Source organism: Dyella nitratireducens (genome assembly GCF_014642835.1).
In the GTDB taxonomy this organism is placed as follows: domain Bacteria; phylum Pseudomonadota; class Gammaproteobacteria; order Xanthomonadales; family Rhodanobacteraceae; genus Dyella_B; species Dyella_B nitratireducens.
This window is the reverse complement of sequence record NZ_BMJA01000007.1, coordinates 1-13,832: the sequence shown is the minus strand read 5'-3', so window position 1 is coordinate 13,832 and position 13,832 is coordinate 1. Positions and strand designations below refer to the sequence as shown.

Annotated in this window: 16 protein-coding genes; 11 read left to right on the top strand and 5 right to left on the bottom strand. The window is 52.1% G+C overall.

Annotated features, from left to right (window positions below):
- Nucleotides 1–9: 9 nt before the first annotated feature.
- The 3 genes from IEX75_RS23155 to IEX75_RS24525 all read left to right on the top strand — a co-directional run bounded on the left by IEX75_RS23155 (nucleotide 10) and on the right by IEX75_RS24525 (nucleotide 3,115).
- The gene (locus IEX75_RS23155; RefSeq protein ID WP_229721050.1) at nucleotides 10–2,112 is read left to right on the top strand and encodes a flavin monoamine oxidase family protein; all 2,103 of its coding nucleotides are present in this window, start codon (nucleotides 10–12) and stop codon (nucleotides 2,110–2,112) included.
- A gap of 596 nt (nucleotides 2,113–2,708) precedes the next feature.
- On the top strand, nucleotides 2,709–2,942 hold the full coding sequence (locus IEX75_RS23150; protein ID WP_188798289.1) for a UPF0175 family protein: 234 nt from the start codon (nucleotides 2,709–2,711) through the stop codon (nucleotides 2,940–2,942).
- 11 nt (nucleotides 2,943–2,953) lie between these two features.
- The gene (locus IEX75_RS24525; protein ID WP_479725505.1) at nucleotides 2,954–3,115 is read left to right on the top strand and encodes a PIN domain-containing protein; all 162 of its coding nucleotides are present in this window, start codon (nucleotides 2,954–2,956) and stop codon (nucleotides 3,113–3,115) included.
- Nucleotides 3,116–3,192: 77 nt separating this feature from the next.
- On the opposite strand, the gene IEX75_RS23145 is transcribed toward IEX75_RS24525, so the two are convergent.
- Nucleotides 3,193–4,077, bottom strand: coding sequence for a YkgJ family cysteine cluster protein (locus IEX75_RS23145; protein WP_188798288.1), 885 nt, complete (start codon nucleotides 4,075–4,077; stop codon nucleotides 3,193–3,195).
- Nucleotides 4,078–5,083: 1,006 nt separating this feature from the next.
- Between IEX75_RS23145 and IEX75_RS23140 the strand changes: the two genes are divergently transcribed.
- The 8 genes from IEX75_RS23140 (at nucleotide 5,084) to IEX75_RS23105 (ending at nucleotide 9,910) form a co-directional block, all read left to right on the top strand.
- On the top strand, nucleotides 5,084–5,380 hold the full coding sequence (locus IEX75_RS23140) for a helix-turn-helix domain-containing protein (protein WP_188798286.1): 297 nt from the start codon (nucleotides 5,084–5,086) through the stop codon (nucleotides 5,378–5,380).
- 492 nt (nucleotides 5,381–5,872) lie between these two features.
- Nucleotides 5,873–6,289 (top strand): hypothetical protein, encoded by a 417-nt coding sequence (locus IEX75_RS23135; protein WP_188798284.1) that lies wholly within the window; start codon nucleotides 5,873–5,875, stop codon nucleotides 6,287–6,289.
- A complete protein-coding gene (locus IEX75_RS24510) occupies nucleotides 6,289–6,543 on the top strand; it encodes a J domain-containing protein (protein ID WP_188798282.1) in 255 nt (84 codons plus the stop codon). Before IEX75_RS23135 ends, IEX75_RS24510 begins: the two co-directional genes overlap by 1 nt.
- Nucleotides 6,543–7,670 (top strand): ThiF family adenylyltransferase, encoded by a 1,128-nt coding sequence (locus tag IEX75_RS23125; RefSeq protein WP_188798280.1) that lies wholly within the window; start codon nucleotides 6,543–6,545, stop codon nucleotides 7,668–7,670. The genes IEX75_RS24510 and IEX75_RS23125 overlap by 1 nt, the downstream gene beginning before the upstream one ends.
- On the top strand, nucleotides 7,663–7,914 hold the full coding sequence (locus IEX75_RS23120) for a hypothetical protein (protein WP_188798278.1): 252 nt from the start codon (nucleotides 7,663–7,665) through the stop codon (nucleotides 7,912–7,914). The genes IEX75_RS23125 and IEX75_RS23120 overlap by 8 nt, the downstream gene beginning before the upstream one ends.
- Nucleotides 7,915–7,921: 7 nt before the next feature.
- On the top strand, nucleotides 7,922–8,563 hold the full coding sequence (locus IEX75_RS23115; protein WP_188798276.1) for a ubiquitin-conjugating enzyme E2: 642 nt from the start codon (nucleotides 7,922–7,924) through the stop codon (nucleotides 8,561–8,563).
- Entirely contained in the window at nucleotides 8,560–9,180 is a 621-nt protein-coding gene (locus tag IEX75_RS23110; protein ID WP_188798274.1) for a Mov34/MPN/PAD-1 family protein, read from the top strand. Before IEX75_RS23115 ends, IEX75_RS23110 begins: the two co-directional genes overlap by 4 nt.
- 238 nt (nucleotides 9,181–9,418) lie before the next feature.
- Entirely contained in the window at nucleotides 9,419–9,910 is a 492-nt protein-coding gene (locus IEX75_RS23105) for a BP74-related protein (RefSeq protein ID WP_188798273.1), read from the top strand.
- Between the two features lie 889 nt (nucleotides 9,911–10,799).
- Here IEX75_RS23105 and IEX75_RS24260 read toward each other — a convergent pair.
- The 4 genes from IEX75_RS24260 to IEX75_RS24505 all read right to left on the bottom strand — a co-directional run bounded on the left by IEX75_RS24260 (nucleotide 10,800) and on the right by IEX75_RS24505 (nucleotide 13,703).
- A complete protein-coding gene (locus IEX75_RS24260; RefSeq protein WP_229721049.1) occupies nucleotides 10,800–11,036 on the bottom strand; it encodes a hypothetical protein in 237 nt (78 codons plus the stop codon).
- Nucleotides 11,037–11,457: 421 nt separating this feature from the next.
- On the bottom strand, nucleotides 11,458–11,745 hold the full coding sequence (locus tag IEX75_RS23100; RefSeq protein WP_188798270.1) for a hypothetical protein: 288 nt from the start codon (nucleotides 11,743–11,745) through the stop codon (nucleotides 11,458–11,460).
- An 888-nt stretch (nucleotides 11,746–12,633) separates the two neighbouring features.
- Nucleotides 12,634–12,933 (bottom strand): hypothetical protein, encoded by a 300-nt coding sequence (locus IEX75_RS23095; protein ID WP_229721048.1) that lies wholly within the window; start codon nucleotides 12,931–12,933, stop codon nucleotides 12,634–12,636.
- A gap of 68 nt (nucleotides 12,934–13,001) precedes the next feature.
- Entirely contained in the window at nucleotides 13,002–13,703 is a 702-nt protein-coding gene (locus tag IEX75_RS24505) for a hypothetical protein (RefSeq protein WP_423373324.1), read from the bottom strand.
- Between the last annotated feature and the right edge of the window lie 129 nt (nucleotides 13,704–13,832).

The window sequence follows — 13,832 nt, the reverse complement described above, 5'->3', positions numbered from 1 at the left end:
GGCTCAATCATGACGCAAAAAACCTATTCGATCTTCGGCGCCGGCGCCGCCGGCCTCTACACTGCCTGGCGACTGTTGAGCGGCGAATGCAAGAAAACCAAGTTCGCCTCGAAACAACTGAAGAAAGGCGACGTCTTGGAGCTGTACGACTGGGGGCGCTACGATTTTTCCAAGCGTCATCCGGGCACTCGCGCGGCTGGCGCGCGCATATGCACATGGCACTACAACAACGATAAGACCGACTCCTACGTCGAACTCGGCGGCATGCGCTATTCCTACTGGAGCAGTGTGCCAACCCAGGAATTTCCCGACCCGAACAACGGCCTGGCTCCCGGCCACCGCGTGGTTTCTGCGGTGATAGCAAAGCTTGACCTGGAAAAGTATTCGGTGCCGTTCAACGTCACCAACAACCAGCTGTTCTACCTGCGCTCGCGGAACTTCTATCTCAACAACATCGGATCGAACACGCCTGCGCCGTACACGGTGAACAACTTCGGTGCTTCCACCACGCCCGACCAGGGTTTCACCACGGTGCAGGATCTGGCGACGACCAAGCCATGGGCGGAATTCACGCGCCGCGACTGGTGCCGGTTCTACCAGCACGGAAGAATTACCGCGCAGCTGCCGGAAGCTAGCGTTTTCCAGCAAGGCGACTACCTCAAAGACATCGGCTACTGGAACCTGCTCTACGATCAGCTGGGTGCGGAAGGTTTCGATTATGCCGCCGACGGCAACGGCTACAGCTCCAACGTGATCAACACGCATGCCGGTGTTTCGTTCAACATCAACAACGAGTTTACGCCCGGCAGCCAGTACCGCACGCTGTCGATCGGCTACTCGGGCATGTTCAATGCATTGTTCGACGAGACCGTAAAGCTTGCGAAGGCCAAGGGCATCGAGTTCCGCTATCACCCCGATACGCGCCTGCATTCCATACTTTGGAAAGCTGGAAAGGCTGCGTTTACCTACGCCCACCGTGACAATCCCAACATGGCCGCTGGCTCTAGCGAGGCCGAAGCGGCCTGGATGGCGATGCCACGCGCAGCGATCGACCTGGTGGCGCAAGCCACGCGCTTCCGCAAGCCGGAGGACGGCGAAGTGGATGTGCTGAATCATGAGAAGGTGAACCTCTACCTGGAATCGACGATCATGCAGCCGTCGTACAAGGTGGGGATGTTCTTCGACCAGCCGTGGTGGGCGCCCGACGCCGAGAGTCCGGCACCTTATCCCGCTCAGATCACCGGCTACACGATCACCCCTGACACGATCGCCAAGCTTCGCACACTGAAGTTTCCCGCTGCTGTGCTAAAAGCGATGCAGACATTGATCGACGTGCCTTACACCTCCGTGGCGGACATGGTGGCAGCGATCGAGAACATCACCGAACAGGCGCTCACCGTCGCGCAGACCAAACAGCTGACAGCTGTCTCGCGCAACGACACCATCGGTCCAAGCGTGAGCAACTCACCCATCCGCATGGTGGTGTACTTCGGCAACAACGCGATCGAGACAAAGAAGAAACCCATTTACGGCATCCTGGCCAGCTATGACGACGAGGACAACACCGCGTTCTGGCAAGAACTGGAACTAGGCCCCAAGCATCAGCGCGAGATACCGATTTCGCAGGACACCCAGCCCCTGGACGGCCCGCGCAAAGTGCCTGCGCGCATGGTGAAGATGCTGCGCAAAATGCTGGCGGAACTTCACTTCGGCCCCAACTCCGATTACACCGCCGTACCCGAGCCGCTGCAGGCGGCCTACATGGATTGGTCGCTACCCCCATTCAATGCGGGCTATCACGAATGGGCACCGCATTTCGACGTTGGCGACGTTCAGCGCAAGATACGGAAACCCTCACAGCTTATCGACGGCGCTGACGCCAATATTTTCATCGTCGGCGAGGCGTATTCGAACGATCAGGCTTGGGTGGAAGGCGCGTACTGTACGTCGGAATCGGTACTCAATGATTTCTTCGGCATCGAGCCGATCATCGACAATCGCGAGTATCCCTTTATCTGTCCGGAAGCATCGACGGACGAGACCAGCGAAGCATTGCAGAAGCTGCTTCGCAAGGCGGGGCCGCGGAAGGATAAGGATACGGAGGCAGTTTGAGTGTTACGGGGGCTGGGACTGAGAGATTTAACCATCTCCGTCCAGGCTCTTGGTTGTCGCGTTGTTGAGGCCAGAGCCGCGGGCGCTCCTCTGGTCGTCGATGCACCTTCATCAAGCAGCGCCCTTTATGTGGGGAGTGAGCATTATGAAGAGCTTGTTAGTCGGTTTGGCTGTGTTTGGCCTGGCGCTGTCTGTGAACGCCAGCGGTACGCCTGGTGCACAAATGCCGCAGTACGCGCGTTCCTTTGCACCCCCCATCCCCATGTGCCCGCCGGGAGAGCATGCAGTGTGGGTTAACGGCAAGTGGGAATGCGTGCCTTTCGGTTGATCTTGTTAGTGCGGGCAAGAAGAGTCGCCAAGCGGTTGTTCTGCTCTTAACCGTACTAAGAAAAATCACGGCACAGAAAACCAGGGCGCTGGTGGTCAAAGTTTTAGACTGCCAGCGCCCTGGTTGTTTCTGATTCGCTTAAGCGTCGAATGATGTACCTTCGGACTGGATTGTTGACCAGCGCCGATGTCGTCAGATAAGGATGATTGAGGGGGCGAATGAGGTCGTCATTTCTTTGACCGGCATTCAAGTAAACATAGGAGGAACGATGAACCTCGATTTAGACGATTCGTTGATGAAGAAGATTGGGGTCGATGAGAAGGAGGCGTTAGAGCTTCTCGCCATAGCCCTGTACAAATACAAGGGCATTCATGGTTCGATGGCGGGTAAGTTGATTGGGAAGACGGAGTTTGAGTTTCATGCTTTGCTGTCTGAGCGAGGCGAAACGGTCAATTATGACGTTGACGACCTTGTGGATGACATCAAAAACAATGATCTTTGAGGAGCAATGCCATGAACAGGATTGTCGTGAGCGATACAACTACCATAACGCATCTTGCAAAGATTAGTGCGCTCGACGTTCTTCATAAGTTGTATACGGAGATTCTTATTCCAAAAGCTGTGTTTGACAATCAGATGGCTCTGAATGCTTCTCAAGAGTCGCAAGTTGGTTAAACAAGTTTGGGGTTCCAACTGAGCAACGATGCTTGATGAGTGAGCGTTGAAGGAAAGCGAATGTTACGCGCTCTTTCCTAGGTCATGGACATAGCGTCGTCTTCTACGGGAATCTGACCAGATGCCCACGCTGCAAGCCTTGTATCGTCATGCAGAACGCTTGCTAGAAATGTGTTCATTTCAAGAAAGTGTGGCGTTGTACCCGGCTGCCCCCGGTGATGGAACGATTTACGGACCAGATCGTCGAATGGGTAGGTGAACACCACTTCCTCGCCGGCATTCCGGCCCAGTCGGACACGGTCTTCGCATGCAGTTATCGAGCATGAGCGATACGTGCGGCAGTTGATGGGGCGCGCTGCGTAGAGGGTGCACAGGCCCTGTTCGTTCAACAGACCACACCGCGAGCCAGGTCCAGATTTTCCAAGTGGAGGAAGTCGGTGGGCGATCTTCGCCCTTTCAGGCTTCGTGAGTCCGAGCAGTTCCCCCGCAATAACGGCAGCTTCCTGCACGCTAAGAACTATGCGCATATGTGTACAACACATGGCGCATCCGCCATTGTCCGGACATGCCGGCTTGGGATAACGATTGCTGCCCAGTTCATCCTTGACGATGGTGTCGGCAACGTTAAGCAGGGTATGGATCTGGTTGGGAAGATCATTGTTGGATCCGATATCTTCACTGGGGCCAACGACGAGGCGTGCGACGATCCTGTGCGCTCGTTCCTCAAGCAGTGGCCGGTATCGACGCATGCCTTCTTCGGATGCGCATCGCTCCTCAAGTACGGCATTGATGATTTTTGCTGCGATTTCATCCGACAGTTCTTTCATATGCGATGGATAGCCGATATTTATCTTTTCTATTTTTACACGCGTGGCAGGTTGTGGAAAATCGACATTCCTTCCGTGCCACGACAGGGGTGTTTTATCGCTATGTCTGCCGGAAGCTGGGACGGAGGTGGCCAAGTCGCGTTTTTTTGTTTTTTAACTACCTCCGCTCCTGAGTTATCCCCACGTTTCTGCTTGATGATCTGAACAGAATCAGCAAGCTAACCAAGGCTTATTAAATGACCTCACCGTCATTCCGGCGAAGGCCGGAATCCATGCTTCGCATTCACCATGGATTCCGGCCTTCGTGTCCATTGCTGTCCGGGGAAAATTCGCCGCACTCTAGACAGGCATCTGCAACTCAACCAAAACTTCTATGTTTGCCCGCCGATTCAACGCTAGCGATTCGTCGCCCTGGCGAACGCCGGGGCCCAGTGTCTTTGACGATCTGCAAGTCGCTGGGTGATTCGCTTCGCTCACCCCTTTCGGGGCCGTCCATTCGGACGTTCTCCGCGCTTCGCGCTACATCCGGCTTTCGCCGGGACGCCGAGCCTTTTATCTATTTCGCTCAGCTTCCAGTAGCTCATCGCCATATCGGCGAAGGAAGTAAAGCGCAGCGCGTAGACCTTCTATTTGAGTAGGAGTGAACGTCCATGGGCAGACCTCGGGTGAAAGATTGGCTAACTTCACTCGGCTGGAGGCTTCGCTACATCTCAAGAGGTTGCGAATTACGCCCATTGCCAGTGACGTACCGGCGATTCGCATGAGAGACGTGTGCTGCTTAACCTGATCAGGAGGTAGCGGAAGCTGGGATTCGTTGATGAGCCAAAAAGGCTCAGATGAGCGTGGCCGCGCCGTGCGTTGCATGATCGTCATGATCAATACTCCATTTGGAGGAACCATCGAGGGGAATTACGTAGAACGACATGTACATGAGCTTCGGGATGCCAGCATGCCGCTTCCTCGTGCTGGATGGTGGGGTGACTTGACTGGGGTGGGTTTGAGTATGTGGTCGTCATATTCATAGCAGTCGCTGCTTCTACGTCTCGACGCAGGCTATTCGATCATATGTGAACATCACATATGTGAAATTAGCATAAATTGGGTTCACATATAGCTTTCAAGCCACTCGGAGGATTAAGCGGTGGCGCGAAAAAGCATCTACAGACCAGAGCATCGAATCTTCGCGGAGCTACTCCGCGATGTTCGAGCGCATGCAGAACTTACTCAAGAGCAACTGGCTGCAACGCTGGGCGTCGACCAGGCATTTGTCAGTGAAGCGGAGCGGGGAAGGCGGAGACTAGACACCGTCCAGGTGCATGACTGGTGTGTCGCGTGCAAGACCGATCTCGTTCAGATTGGCAAGGAATTTCAAAAGCGCCTTGCAGACCCCAGGTATCAAGAGCCCCGTGAGCCAGATGGACGTCGCAGGCCGCGATGAGCAATACGCTTGGTCGATAGGGAGCAACTCTGGCGAGTCCTTCGGTCCTTTATCAGAATCTATACGTTCTGGGAATTACACCGTTCATAGAACTGGCTTACTCTAGAGAAGGTGAGGTCATCCGCAGAATGGGCGGCGAGTCAGGGGAGCAGGAAGCGCTTGGAAATCATCATTGCTATTGGAGTCTTGTGGCTGATCTTGTGGTGGCTGAGGTCGCGTAAGAGTGGTCGGTCTGGAAACAATCCTCCGCAACCGCCATCCGCGCCTAGCCAGACTCCACTGCCACGGACCAAATCTCCTGCACCGAATGCTTATCGGCCATCGTCAAAGCCGACTACAAAGCCGATTAACTTCGGTCCCGGGTCGACGGCGAGTGCCGCCTCGGCTGATGATCTCAGCGGCATCAATGATGCATTTACGGGAAGGCGCCTTGAACTATCTCAGCCGATCTTCGAGTGCAGTAGTTGCCATGTGTTCTACCAAGAAGCGAGCATGGCCGTCCTTCGCGAGGCTAATGCCTCCAAGTGTATGGTTTGCGGCAGCTCTCAGTTGCGGAGGCATGGCAAAGCTGAATCAAATGCAGGTGCACGAAACCACGTCCCAGATGCGATTACGTTGAGTAACTATCGAAATCACATAGGGCAGGTGGTTACGTTTACGGGGTACGTGCACGAAGTTAAGCAAAGTCGTAGGGGATCGGATTACGCCGTGATGTTCGAAGCTAAGTCGTGGACGAAGGGACTAAAAATGGTTGCGTTCCGCGGCGGCGTTGCAAAAATTGGTGGTGCTCAGAAGCTGAAGGCTTACGCGGGAAAGACCATCACTATACGTGGCCTTCTCATCCAAGATAAGACATTCGGACCAGAAATCATTGTCGATGATCCTGCGATGATCTTGGGGGTGTCCTGATGAAGTGGCGGAATATACCTAATGCTTATCAGGATCGAATTGCAGAGCTAACCGCGCAACTCGAGCAAGATCCATTCGCTGTACTTGGAATAGAAGCGTCCGCGAGCGACGACGAGATACGGCTTGCCTACCGCAAAAGAGTTCGCGCATATCATCCCGATAGACAGGACGAATTCATTCGCTTGCATGCCCAAGAAGTCATAAAAATAGTCAACTCCGCGTATGAGCGGATTTGTCGTGTCCGAGGAATGTGATGGAACGATATCTGCGCCACGATCTCATCGATTGGTTTGATCAAGAGCATCTCAGAGCCACGCGTGCATTGGTGATAGGTGCAGGAGCGGTTGGAAATGAGGTTGTAAAGAACTTGGCGCTTTTGGGTGTCGGTGCGATAACTATCGTCGACTTTGACAAAATTGAACTACATAATTTGACGCGTAGCGTCTTGTTCTCTGAGGACGATGTAGGCAAATATAAGGCTGAAGTTGCGGCAGACGCAGTTAAGAAGTTGGATCCAAATTGCTGCGTAGAATTTCTCATAGGCGATATTTGGGATGCGGTTGATTTCTCACGTCTGCGCAACTCAACTGTAGTTTTTTCGTGCGTAGATGGTTTCATCGCGAGGATTCGCATCAATCAATTGTGCAGCCTGCTGGGTGTCGATCTCATCAATTCTGGTATCGACTCAAGGTATGTTTCTGCAGAGATTTTCCCATTTATGAGGGACCCTGAGGTGGCTTGCTATGAGTGCAATTTGCCACCATCCGTATACCAGCGAGTAGGGGAGCGGTTTTCTTGCGGATGGCTAAAGAAGGTGGCATTCGAGGAGAAAAAGGTGCCCACAACAGCGATCACCGCTAGTTATGCAGGTGCGCTGGCGACCTCTCTGTTTCTCTACTCCTTTAGAGAGGACGCAGCATCGGGAGCAAGGCGAGTCTTCCTTGACTCTGTCGCCCATACCAGCTCATCCATCTCTCTATCCAAGAGTCCGATGTGCGCATGTTGCGCAGGTCAGGCAAAAGAACGAGTCATAATCAGGGCGAATAGAAGAATAGACGACTTGCTGCTCGATGGCATGGCTTCCCTCCGCTCATCGATTATGGTCAGCGACCCTATATTGGTTTCATGGGAAACGCCGATCGATTTCAATTGTGAGGAAGGTCGAGAGGTTATATTTGCCTTGGCTTCCCATTTTTCTGATGCTGACGCAACCTGCCGTCGATGTGGACTTAAACATCGACTTGCGGTGATACGAGACCAATTTACGGTGGAGGAGCTTGCGGAATTTCGTGGAATGAAGCTGCCCGGAAAGTTTGCATCAATAGAAGAAGATGGCACCCAAATTTTAGTTGAGCTGTATGACGGAGACGAACATGAGTGAAGTCAGTGTAATCATCCGAACTGCGGATCAGACTCGAAAGGCAGAAGTAACACTTCCGGGTTCTCATACAGGCGCGGATGTTATTCAGGCGGCAGTAGACAACTGGGCGCTGCCAAAGGATACGGACTATTCGCTGATCAATACGCGCGTGGCGAAGACTATTCAACCGACTATTGCGCTTGATACGCAGGGTGTGCAGGATGGCGACGTTCTAGAAGTTCAGCCCATGCTTGTAGCTGGATAATCCAAGTATGAATGCCTTCAATGAACGTCGGGACGAAGACCTTAAGAAACTCAAGCAGCTTGAGCTCGCAACCAATGGTCGAATTCGAGTTATTGGATGCAATGGCAGCCCAATTTCTCATATTTCGCTCCGATTCCAAGTGCAAACTGCAGCAGATGATCGATATCCGGCCAAATCGTTGACCGAAGTCGATGCGACGATAGAGCTAAGTGCCAGATATCCATTTCAAGAACCTTCGGTTGTAGTCAAAACGAACGTCTTTAATCCCAATATCTATACCAGCGGTCGCGTCTGCTTAGGTTCCAAGTGGATCGCTACAGAGTACCTCGACCTGCTTGCGCAGCGGTTATTCAAGATCTTGTCGTTTGATGACTCAGTAATTAACGTCGCCTCAGCAGCGAACGGCGACGCGGCTCGCTGGTACTTAAGAGCGAAAGGTGCAAGTCCTCAAAGCTTTCCAAGCGACTCGCTGCAAGTATCGACTGCAGGCCAGAAATCTAGTGTGAGTTGGACTGATAAGTCTGAGGAACAAGTCGCGAAGGTTGTAGTTACGTGTCCGCATTGCGGGGCGAATGTAAGGCTCCCTGCGGGGAAGGCTGGATCTGTTGTTTGCCCCAAGTGCAAAAATTCATTCTCGGCTAGAACATGATTCAGTGGAAAACGGTAAAGCCCGATTCAGGAGCGGCCAAGTTGGCCGATGTTCTATCTGGATTGCCTTTTCTCGACGCGATGTCTATCACTGCGTTGCTCATAAAGGGCCCGCTCGTTTTGTTCGATACGGAGGCGAGATTGGCAGTTCATCGCCACGTATCTGCTCGACGCGAAGAGAGCGGGGGCTTGCTACTTGGGCAAGCATTCATGCCCTGTGAACTAACGACGGCAGTTTCTTATCCGCTGGTCGTTATATCAAAGGCAGTGCCATCTCACGAGTATCATGGCACCAGTGTTTCCTTGCAAATGGGGTCGTCGGTCTGGGAAGTGGCGAGGATGCAAGTGGAGTCAAAGCTGCTTGTCGTGGGTTGGTTCCATAGTCACCCTAATCTAGGCGCGTTTTTTAGTGGAACTGATCGCAAGACCCAAAGGGATTTTTTCTTTCACCCATATTCGACCGGATACGTGGTTGACCCTGTTCGAGACGAGCATGCTTTTTTCTTGGGCGCTGAATCCTTTCAAATTCCCGAGGATAAAGTTACGCCAGTGCATGCGGCAGTGCTATCCCGTGTGGAATCGGCTATGGCCTGCGAAGCCAGCTCCCGCGGCAAATAGGTGGCGATGACACTCTGGGCGACTATGCACGACCCTAATTTAGGGTTTGTTGTACGTAGAACACCCGGCATGTTGTAAGCGAGGCACGCGTTCCGCTTGAACTAAGAGGCCCCTTACGCAAAACGCTTACTCATTCACAAAGCTAAGAATGCCTAGCGCCCTAGTGTTGCGCTGCCTCGCAACGATGAAACCGTACGGGGCATTACTAGTGCTATGCACTCTTTCCAAGGAGGAATGTATGAAAGCGAAGAAGGCGTTATTGTTTGCGTTGGCTTCTGCCGTCGCTGTAGTGGGTTTTTCGGCTGCGGCACATGCGCAGACGCGTTATTTCTCTTTTGTAACGCTAAATGGTCCCGACTCAGTGGTGGGAGCAGATGCGACGACATTTGGACCGCACGAGTTTGTCATTGCGGTCAACAATCCGGTAGTGGTTAGGCAGATCGAAAGAATTCTTGCAAATGAAACTTGGCCAGGCGATGCAGTGCATGTAAAGGGAAAGGTCGTGCGCGGCCGGGTTGCTTACAACGAAGAATATCCCTTTCACCTTGACTCCGACTCTATCGAGCTCTTCGCTGCTTCAAACGAAGAATGCGAAGCTACTTCGTTGAAAGTTGAGGAGGACCTCCACCTCGTTGGCACGCCGGCCTTTTTGGCAACTGGGATATGGTGCCCCTGGAGTTCCCGCTTGGTAAGAGAGATCAGATACCCGTTTCCTCTTCCATCGAAATAGAAGATCGCTAGTTTGCTCTGTTGCTCATCGACCGCAAAAGAAGCGGTCATCTTAAGCAGTCGGCCCCGCCTTGTGCGGGGTCTTTGTTTTGATGGCTTGCTTATCGGTGAAGCTATTGCTTGAACGTTTGATGGACACCCAAGAGCTTGAACATTACACACGCTCAGCATGGATTGCCGTCACTGGTAAACCGCCGCAAGAAGATGGCTGAGTATGTCCATTGCTAACGAGAAAATTTATTTGGAGGCTGGAAAAGGTCCCGTTCTTACTCACAGATGACCACTTATAGCTGGGCTTCCAGGGTCAAGAGGCTTGCAGAGCCCGAGTCAGTCGTCCACTACACCCTTGGCGAATTTCGAAATTGCTATTTGGGTCTGCTGGGCGCATGATGAATCCATGTATTGGGGAGTATTCGTCCCAGCATCTCATGGGTGATCGCAAGCCATCACTGATGGGCCTTTCCTTGCTTTCGATATGCAAGGCATTTTCTAGTGCTGTCGCGCACTTTCGCGACCTTTAGGTATCCCCATTATGCCCCGTACTATTGAGCCGCTTTCGGCGGCCCAGATTCATTCTGTCTATGCAACAGAAAAGGCGTTCAACCATCGAGCGCCTAGCGCAGAAGCAGTCCAATACTCAAAGACGTCCGCTTACAAACGAGAGCCAATTCCTTCAGGGCGTTTTCCAGAACGCTCTGGACTGTCGAACAAAAGTAGAAAGTATTGACCCAAGACCCCACTATGGGGTTTTCATATCACTAATCCTGATGTGTCTCGGCTAGGCAGGGATGCCCTCACTGAGAAGGAGTCTCCTCGGAGGGCATGGACGCCTCGGTGAGCTCGAACTCTGCTATCTATCGAACTTATTCGTGCCATTGTTGCAGTTGCATTTAATGCAATATGGGTGACTTATGAGAGGTATGGTAAGCATCCATGCGTTCATACAGTTTTTGGCGAAGTGAGGATTCACACGCCTCGTCCTCTTCCCGACAGACAAAGTAGCCTGTGATAAAAATCACAGCTCCATCATCGTCTTCAACACTTGCCGACCAAGACAGTCTTGGACCATCACGACGGTAGATGGCAATGTAGGTCAAGCCTCGGTATGAACCTTTGACTTCAGGCATCAGAGCCTCCCCTATGCTTGATTCTATTCGAATCGCGTGAAAAGCCTTCGTTGGCTTTGATGAAAAAAAGGCCTGCAAATGCAGGCCCTTTTTTGCGCTTGACTGGTGATTTCAGCGCAACGCTGCCTTAGCGCTTAGATGTATCTTCTTGACCGCCCGATGGCTTGCCCTGGGAAGGATTTTCTTGGTCCTTATTCGGTGCACCCTGTTGCTCCCGTTCTTTCGAGGAACCCTCATCATTGCCTGCCTGTTTGGGCGGTTGCGAGGGGTTGTGGGAAGGGTTGGAGGAGCCTTGGTTGTTCATCTGAAAATCCTCTGCTTCACTGATTCCGAAGGAACCTGAGTGAGCATCCTCACACTGACAGGTCTCTTGTTACGTGTCTGTTCTTTATCAGTGACCAGGAGGTGTCTTGGTAGAAACTTACTGACGGGCGCAAATCCATTCCCTCTTCATCCATCGCTCGATTGCAGACACCAACTTGTCGTCCGACATCCGGGTAAAGCGATTCTCGTGAGTGGGTCCGTTTGGAATAACAAGCTGGACATGGATGGTGCTTTTTTCTCGTCGCTCAATATGTGCATCTAAGGTGTCGCCGTGTGCGTCTCTAACCTTGAGCACCTGTTTTTGGTCTGAAGTCATTTTGTGCTCATGCAAGGTAGACGTCACCGTTTTGGTAAGAGACAGCCACTTATGAAGCCTTTGCGACATGCGTATTTTCCATGTGCCAGGTCGAAAGGTTTGAATGAGAAGAAGTCAGCGTGAGATGGATGCATACATAAGACCAAGCGCTGTCAGCCTCCATCGTCCTTCGTCTCGCGTTACCATGCCCTTTTGCTGTAGGACTAACATTCGTTCTACGGTCATGAGTTCACGGTTCCAACTGCTGTGAAACCTACCTATGAGTGAGCGGATGACCCTTTGCTCTGATGGCGTTAACGTCGAATTGTCCACGGATTCTTCCAAACGGATTTGTTGTATCTTTTTTACGCAAGAGACTTGCACGCGGGTAGATAAGACATCAGGCGATGTCCTATCTAGACCGAATGTCCCCGTTGATGGGCGTGTTTACCATCATGGCCTCTGCAACGCTGGCTTGAAGCATTATCGATGGCCTTTTTCCCTTTGGAGTCGGGAAGCGGAGGTGGGTGTCCAGGATGTCCAGGTTCACGGCCTGCAAACGAGGTTTTTGAGTACACCTGTGGAGCGTCCTGAGTAGATGCCTTGTTCTGTGATTTGGCGTCAGAGGTATAGATGCTGTGGATTTGCGCCAATGACATCAGCGCAATGATATGGGGCATGACAGATGGCCTATCTGGGCGAGGGTACTTAGCCCTCTAAAATGGGCCTTGGACTGAGCCAAGGTGTAGGTGCCCTACGGCTGATGGTGGACTGATGTGCGCCACCATCATCTCATCATGCTCGGGTGGGTGTTATATGAGGGTAATCTGCTTCATGAGGTTGAAATCGTTCTCTTTTCTTAGCAGGTTAGATGAAAAACATCTCTGTGCCTTCCGGAACTAATGGATGTTTCGCCCTCGGCAGGTCATCGATGACCATTTGGCTGGACACTAAAAAAGCCACCCTTGAGAGGTGGCTTTAGGATGGGGGTTGGCACAAGTCTTCAAGCTTGATGCAAAGGTTCCAGAATTCTCGATAACCTCGTTCATCCATGCTCTTTTCCTTGGTGAAAAACATGAACATGGGGACGACCCTATTGGGGTCGATGTGCGTGTTGGCATCGACCAAATCATGAAGATGGAAGAGATGCATCTTCACAAATTCGGATTCTAGGATTTTGGTTGCAGTATCGATGACATCGGCAGAAAGATAGGTCACGAAAATCTGGAGCGCTGTGGTCATCTCAGCCGAGCCATCACAGACCGAATCTTCGAGCATTCTGTACCAACGAATGTCTTTGAAATCGCCCGCTTTGAACGGGGAGACGGAATTGATATCCAGACTTCCTAGGGCGTGTTAACACTATCGGCGTCTGATCTTATACTTGGGCGATGGAAATCACGGAAGAACAATTTCAACGGATCGAACACTGCTTGCCGCAACAACGCGGCAACGTCAGCATGACGAACCTGCAAGTGTTGAACGCGACCCTTGCAGGGGTTGTAAGAGATAAGCCGTCGCTCGACACAGTTGTTGAAAAATAGTCTCAAACAGTCAAGGTGTTTTTCTTTCGTGCATGGTGTCAGTCCCTTGTCTTGCCGTTGTTTGGCTTTTTTCAAGACTTCCTTGGGCGAAAGACCCTTGTATGGTTTTTTCTTGCTGGCATTGGCGGGCCAGTGGGCTAACCCATCCATGAAGATGTCCAAATCGTCGGGACTGACTTCACTCAAATCTTTATCGCCCACCAAGCCGAGAAAAACTTTCAAGGTAAAAGCTGTATCGAAGTGGTTGGTTTCACTTCGTTCCTGCACTTTCATTTGCGAGAGAAATTTTTCGATGCGCTCAGACAGCAATCCCACTTTGGGAGTGGCGGGAATTGAAATGGTGGTTGGAAGAGGGGAGAGGGCTCCCGCCCTGGTCAGGGCGAGAATGACGTCTTGGGCATGGCGATGGTCAGCATCCAAGCTGTCCGTTTTGAGCTTGGTGCCGTTGGGCAATTCAACGGTGTAATCCCGACCACTTTGGATACCCTGTAAGGCTTGGTCCATCAAAGCCCGAGCGTTTGCACGTCCTCTCGACGTCCCCCCGGTTTTGAGTAGCGCAAGGATTTGGAGTCCAATCCCGCAACGGAAGGAGATTGGACGTGAAGAAGCGTTTTACCGAGGAACAGATCATCG

What these genes read in the sequence shown, in the direction of transcription:
- IEX75_RS23155 (WP_229721050.1), top strand. Translation starts at nt 10, where the DNA reads ATGACGCAAAAAACCTATTCGATCTTCGGCGCCGGCGCCGCCGGCCTC.
- IEX75_RS23150 (WP_188798289.1), top strand. Translation starts at nt 2,709, where the DNA reads ATGAACCTCGATTTAGACGATTCGTTGATGAAGAAGATTGGGGTCGAT.
- IEX75_RS24525 (WP_479725505.1), top strand. Translation starts at nt 2,954, where the DNA reads ATGAACAGGATTGTCGTGAGCGATACAACTACCATAACGCATCTTGCA.
- IEX75_RS23135 (WP_188798284.1), top strand. Translation starts at nt 5,873, where the DNA reads ATGGCCGTCCTTCGCGAGGCTAATGCCTCCAAGTGTATGGTTTGCGGC.
- IEX75_RS24510 (WP_188798282.1), top strand. Translation starts at nt 6,289, where the DNA reads ATGAAGTGGCGGAATATACCTAATGCTTATCAGGATCGAATTGCAGAG.
- IEX75_RS23125 (WP_188798280.1), top strand. Translation starts at nt 6,543, where the DNA reads ATGGAACGATATCTGCGCCACGATCTCATCGATTGGTTTGATCAAGAG.
- IEX75_RS23120 (WP_188798278.1), top strand. Translation starts at nt 7,663, where the DNA reads ATGAGTGAAGTCAGTGTAATCATCCGAACTGCGGATCAGACTCGAAAG.
- IEX75_RS23115 (WP_188798276.1), top strand. Translation starts at nt 7,922, where the DNA reads ATGAATGCCTTCAATGAACGTCGGGACGAAGACCTTAAGAAACTCAAG.
- IEX75_RS23110 (WP_188798274.1), top strand. Translation starts at nt 8,560, where the DNA reads ATGATTCAGTGGAAAACGGTAAAGCCCGATTCAGGAGCGGCCAAGTTG.
- IEX75_RS23105 (WP_188798273.1), top strand. Translation starts at nt 9,419, where the DNA reads ATGAAAGCGAAGAAGGCGTTATTGTTTGCGTTGGCTTCTGCCGTCGCT.
- IEX75_RS24260 (WP_229721049.1), bottom strand. Translation starts at nt 11,036, where the DNA reads ATGCCTGAAGTCAAAGGTTCATACCGAGGCTTGACCTACATTGCCATC.
- IEX75_RS23100 (WP_188798270.1), bottom strand. Translation starts at nt 11,745, where the DNA reads ATGTCGCAAAGGCTTCATAAGTGGCTGTCTCTTACCAAAACGGTGACG.
- IEX75_RS23095 (WP_229721048.1), bottom strand. Translation starts at nt 12,933, where the DNA reads ATGCTCGAAGATTCGGTCTGTGATGGCTCGGCTGAGATGACCACAGCG.
- IEX75_RS24505 (WP_423373324.1), bottom strand. Translation starts at nt 13,703, where the DNA reads ATGGACCAAGCCTTACAGGGTATCCAAAGTGGTCGGGATTACACCGTT.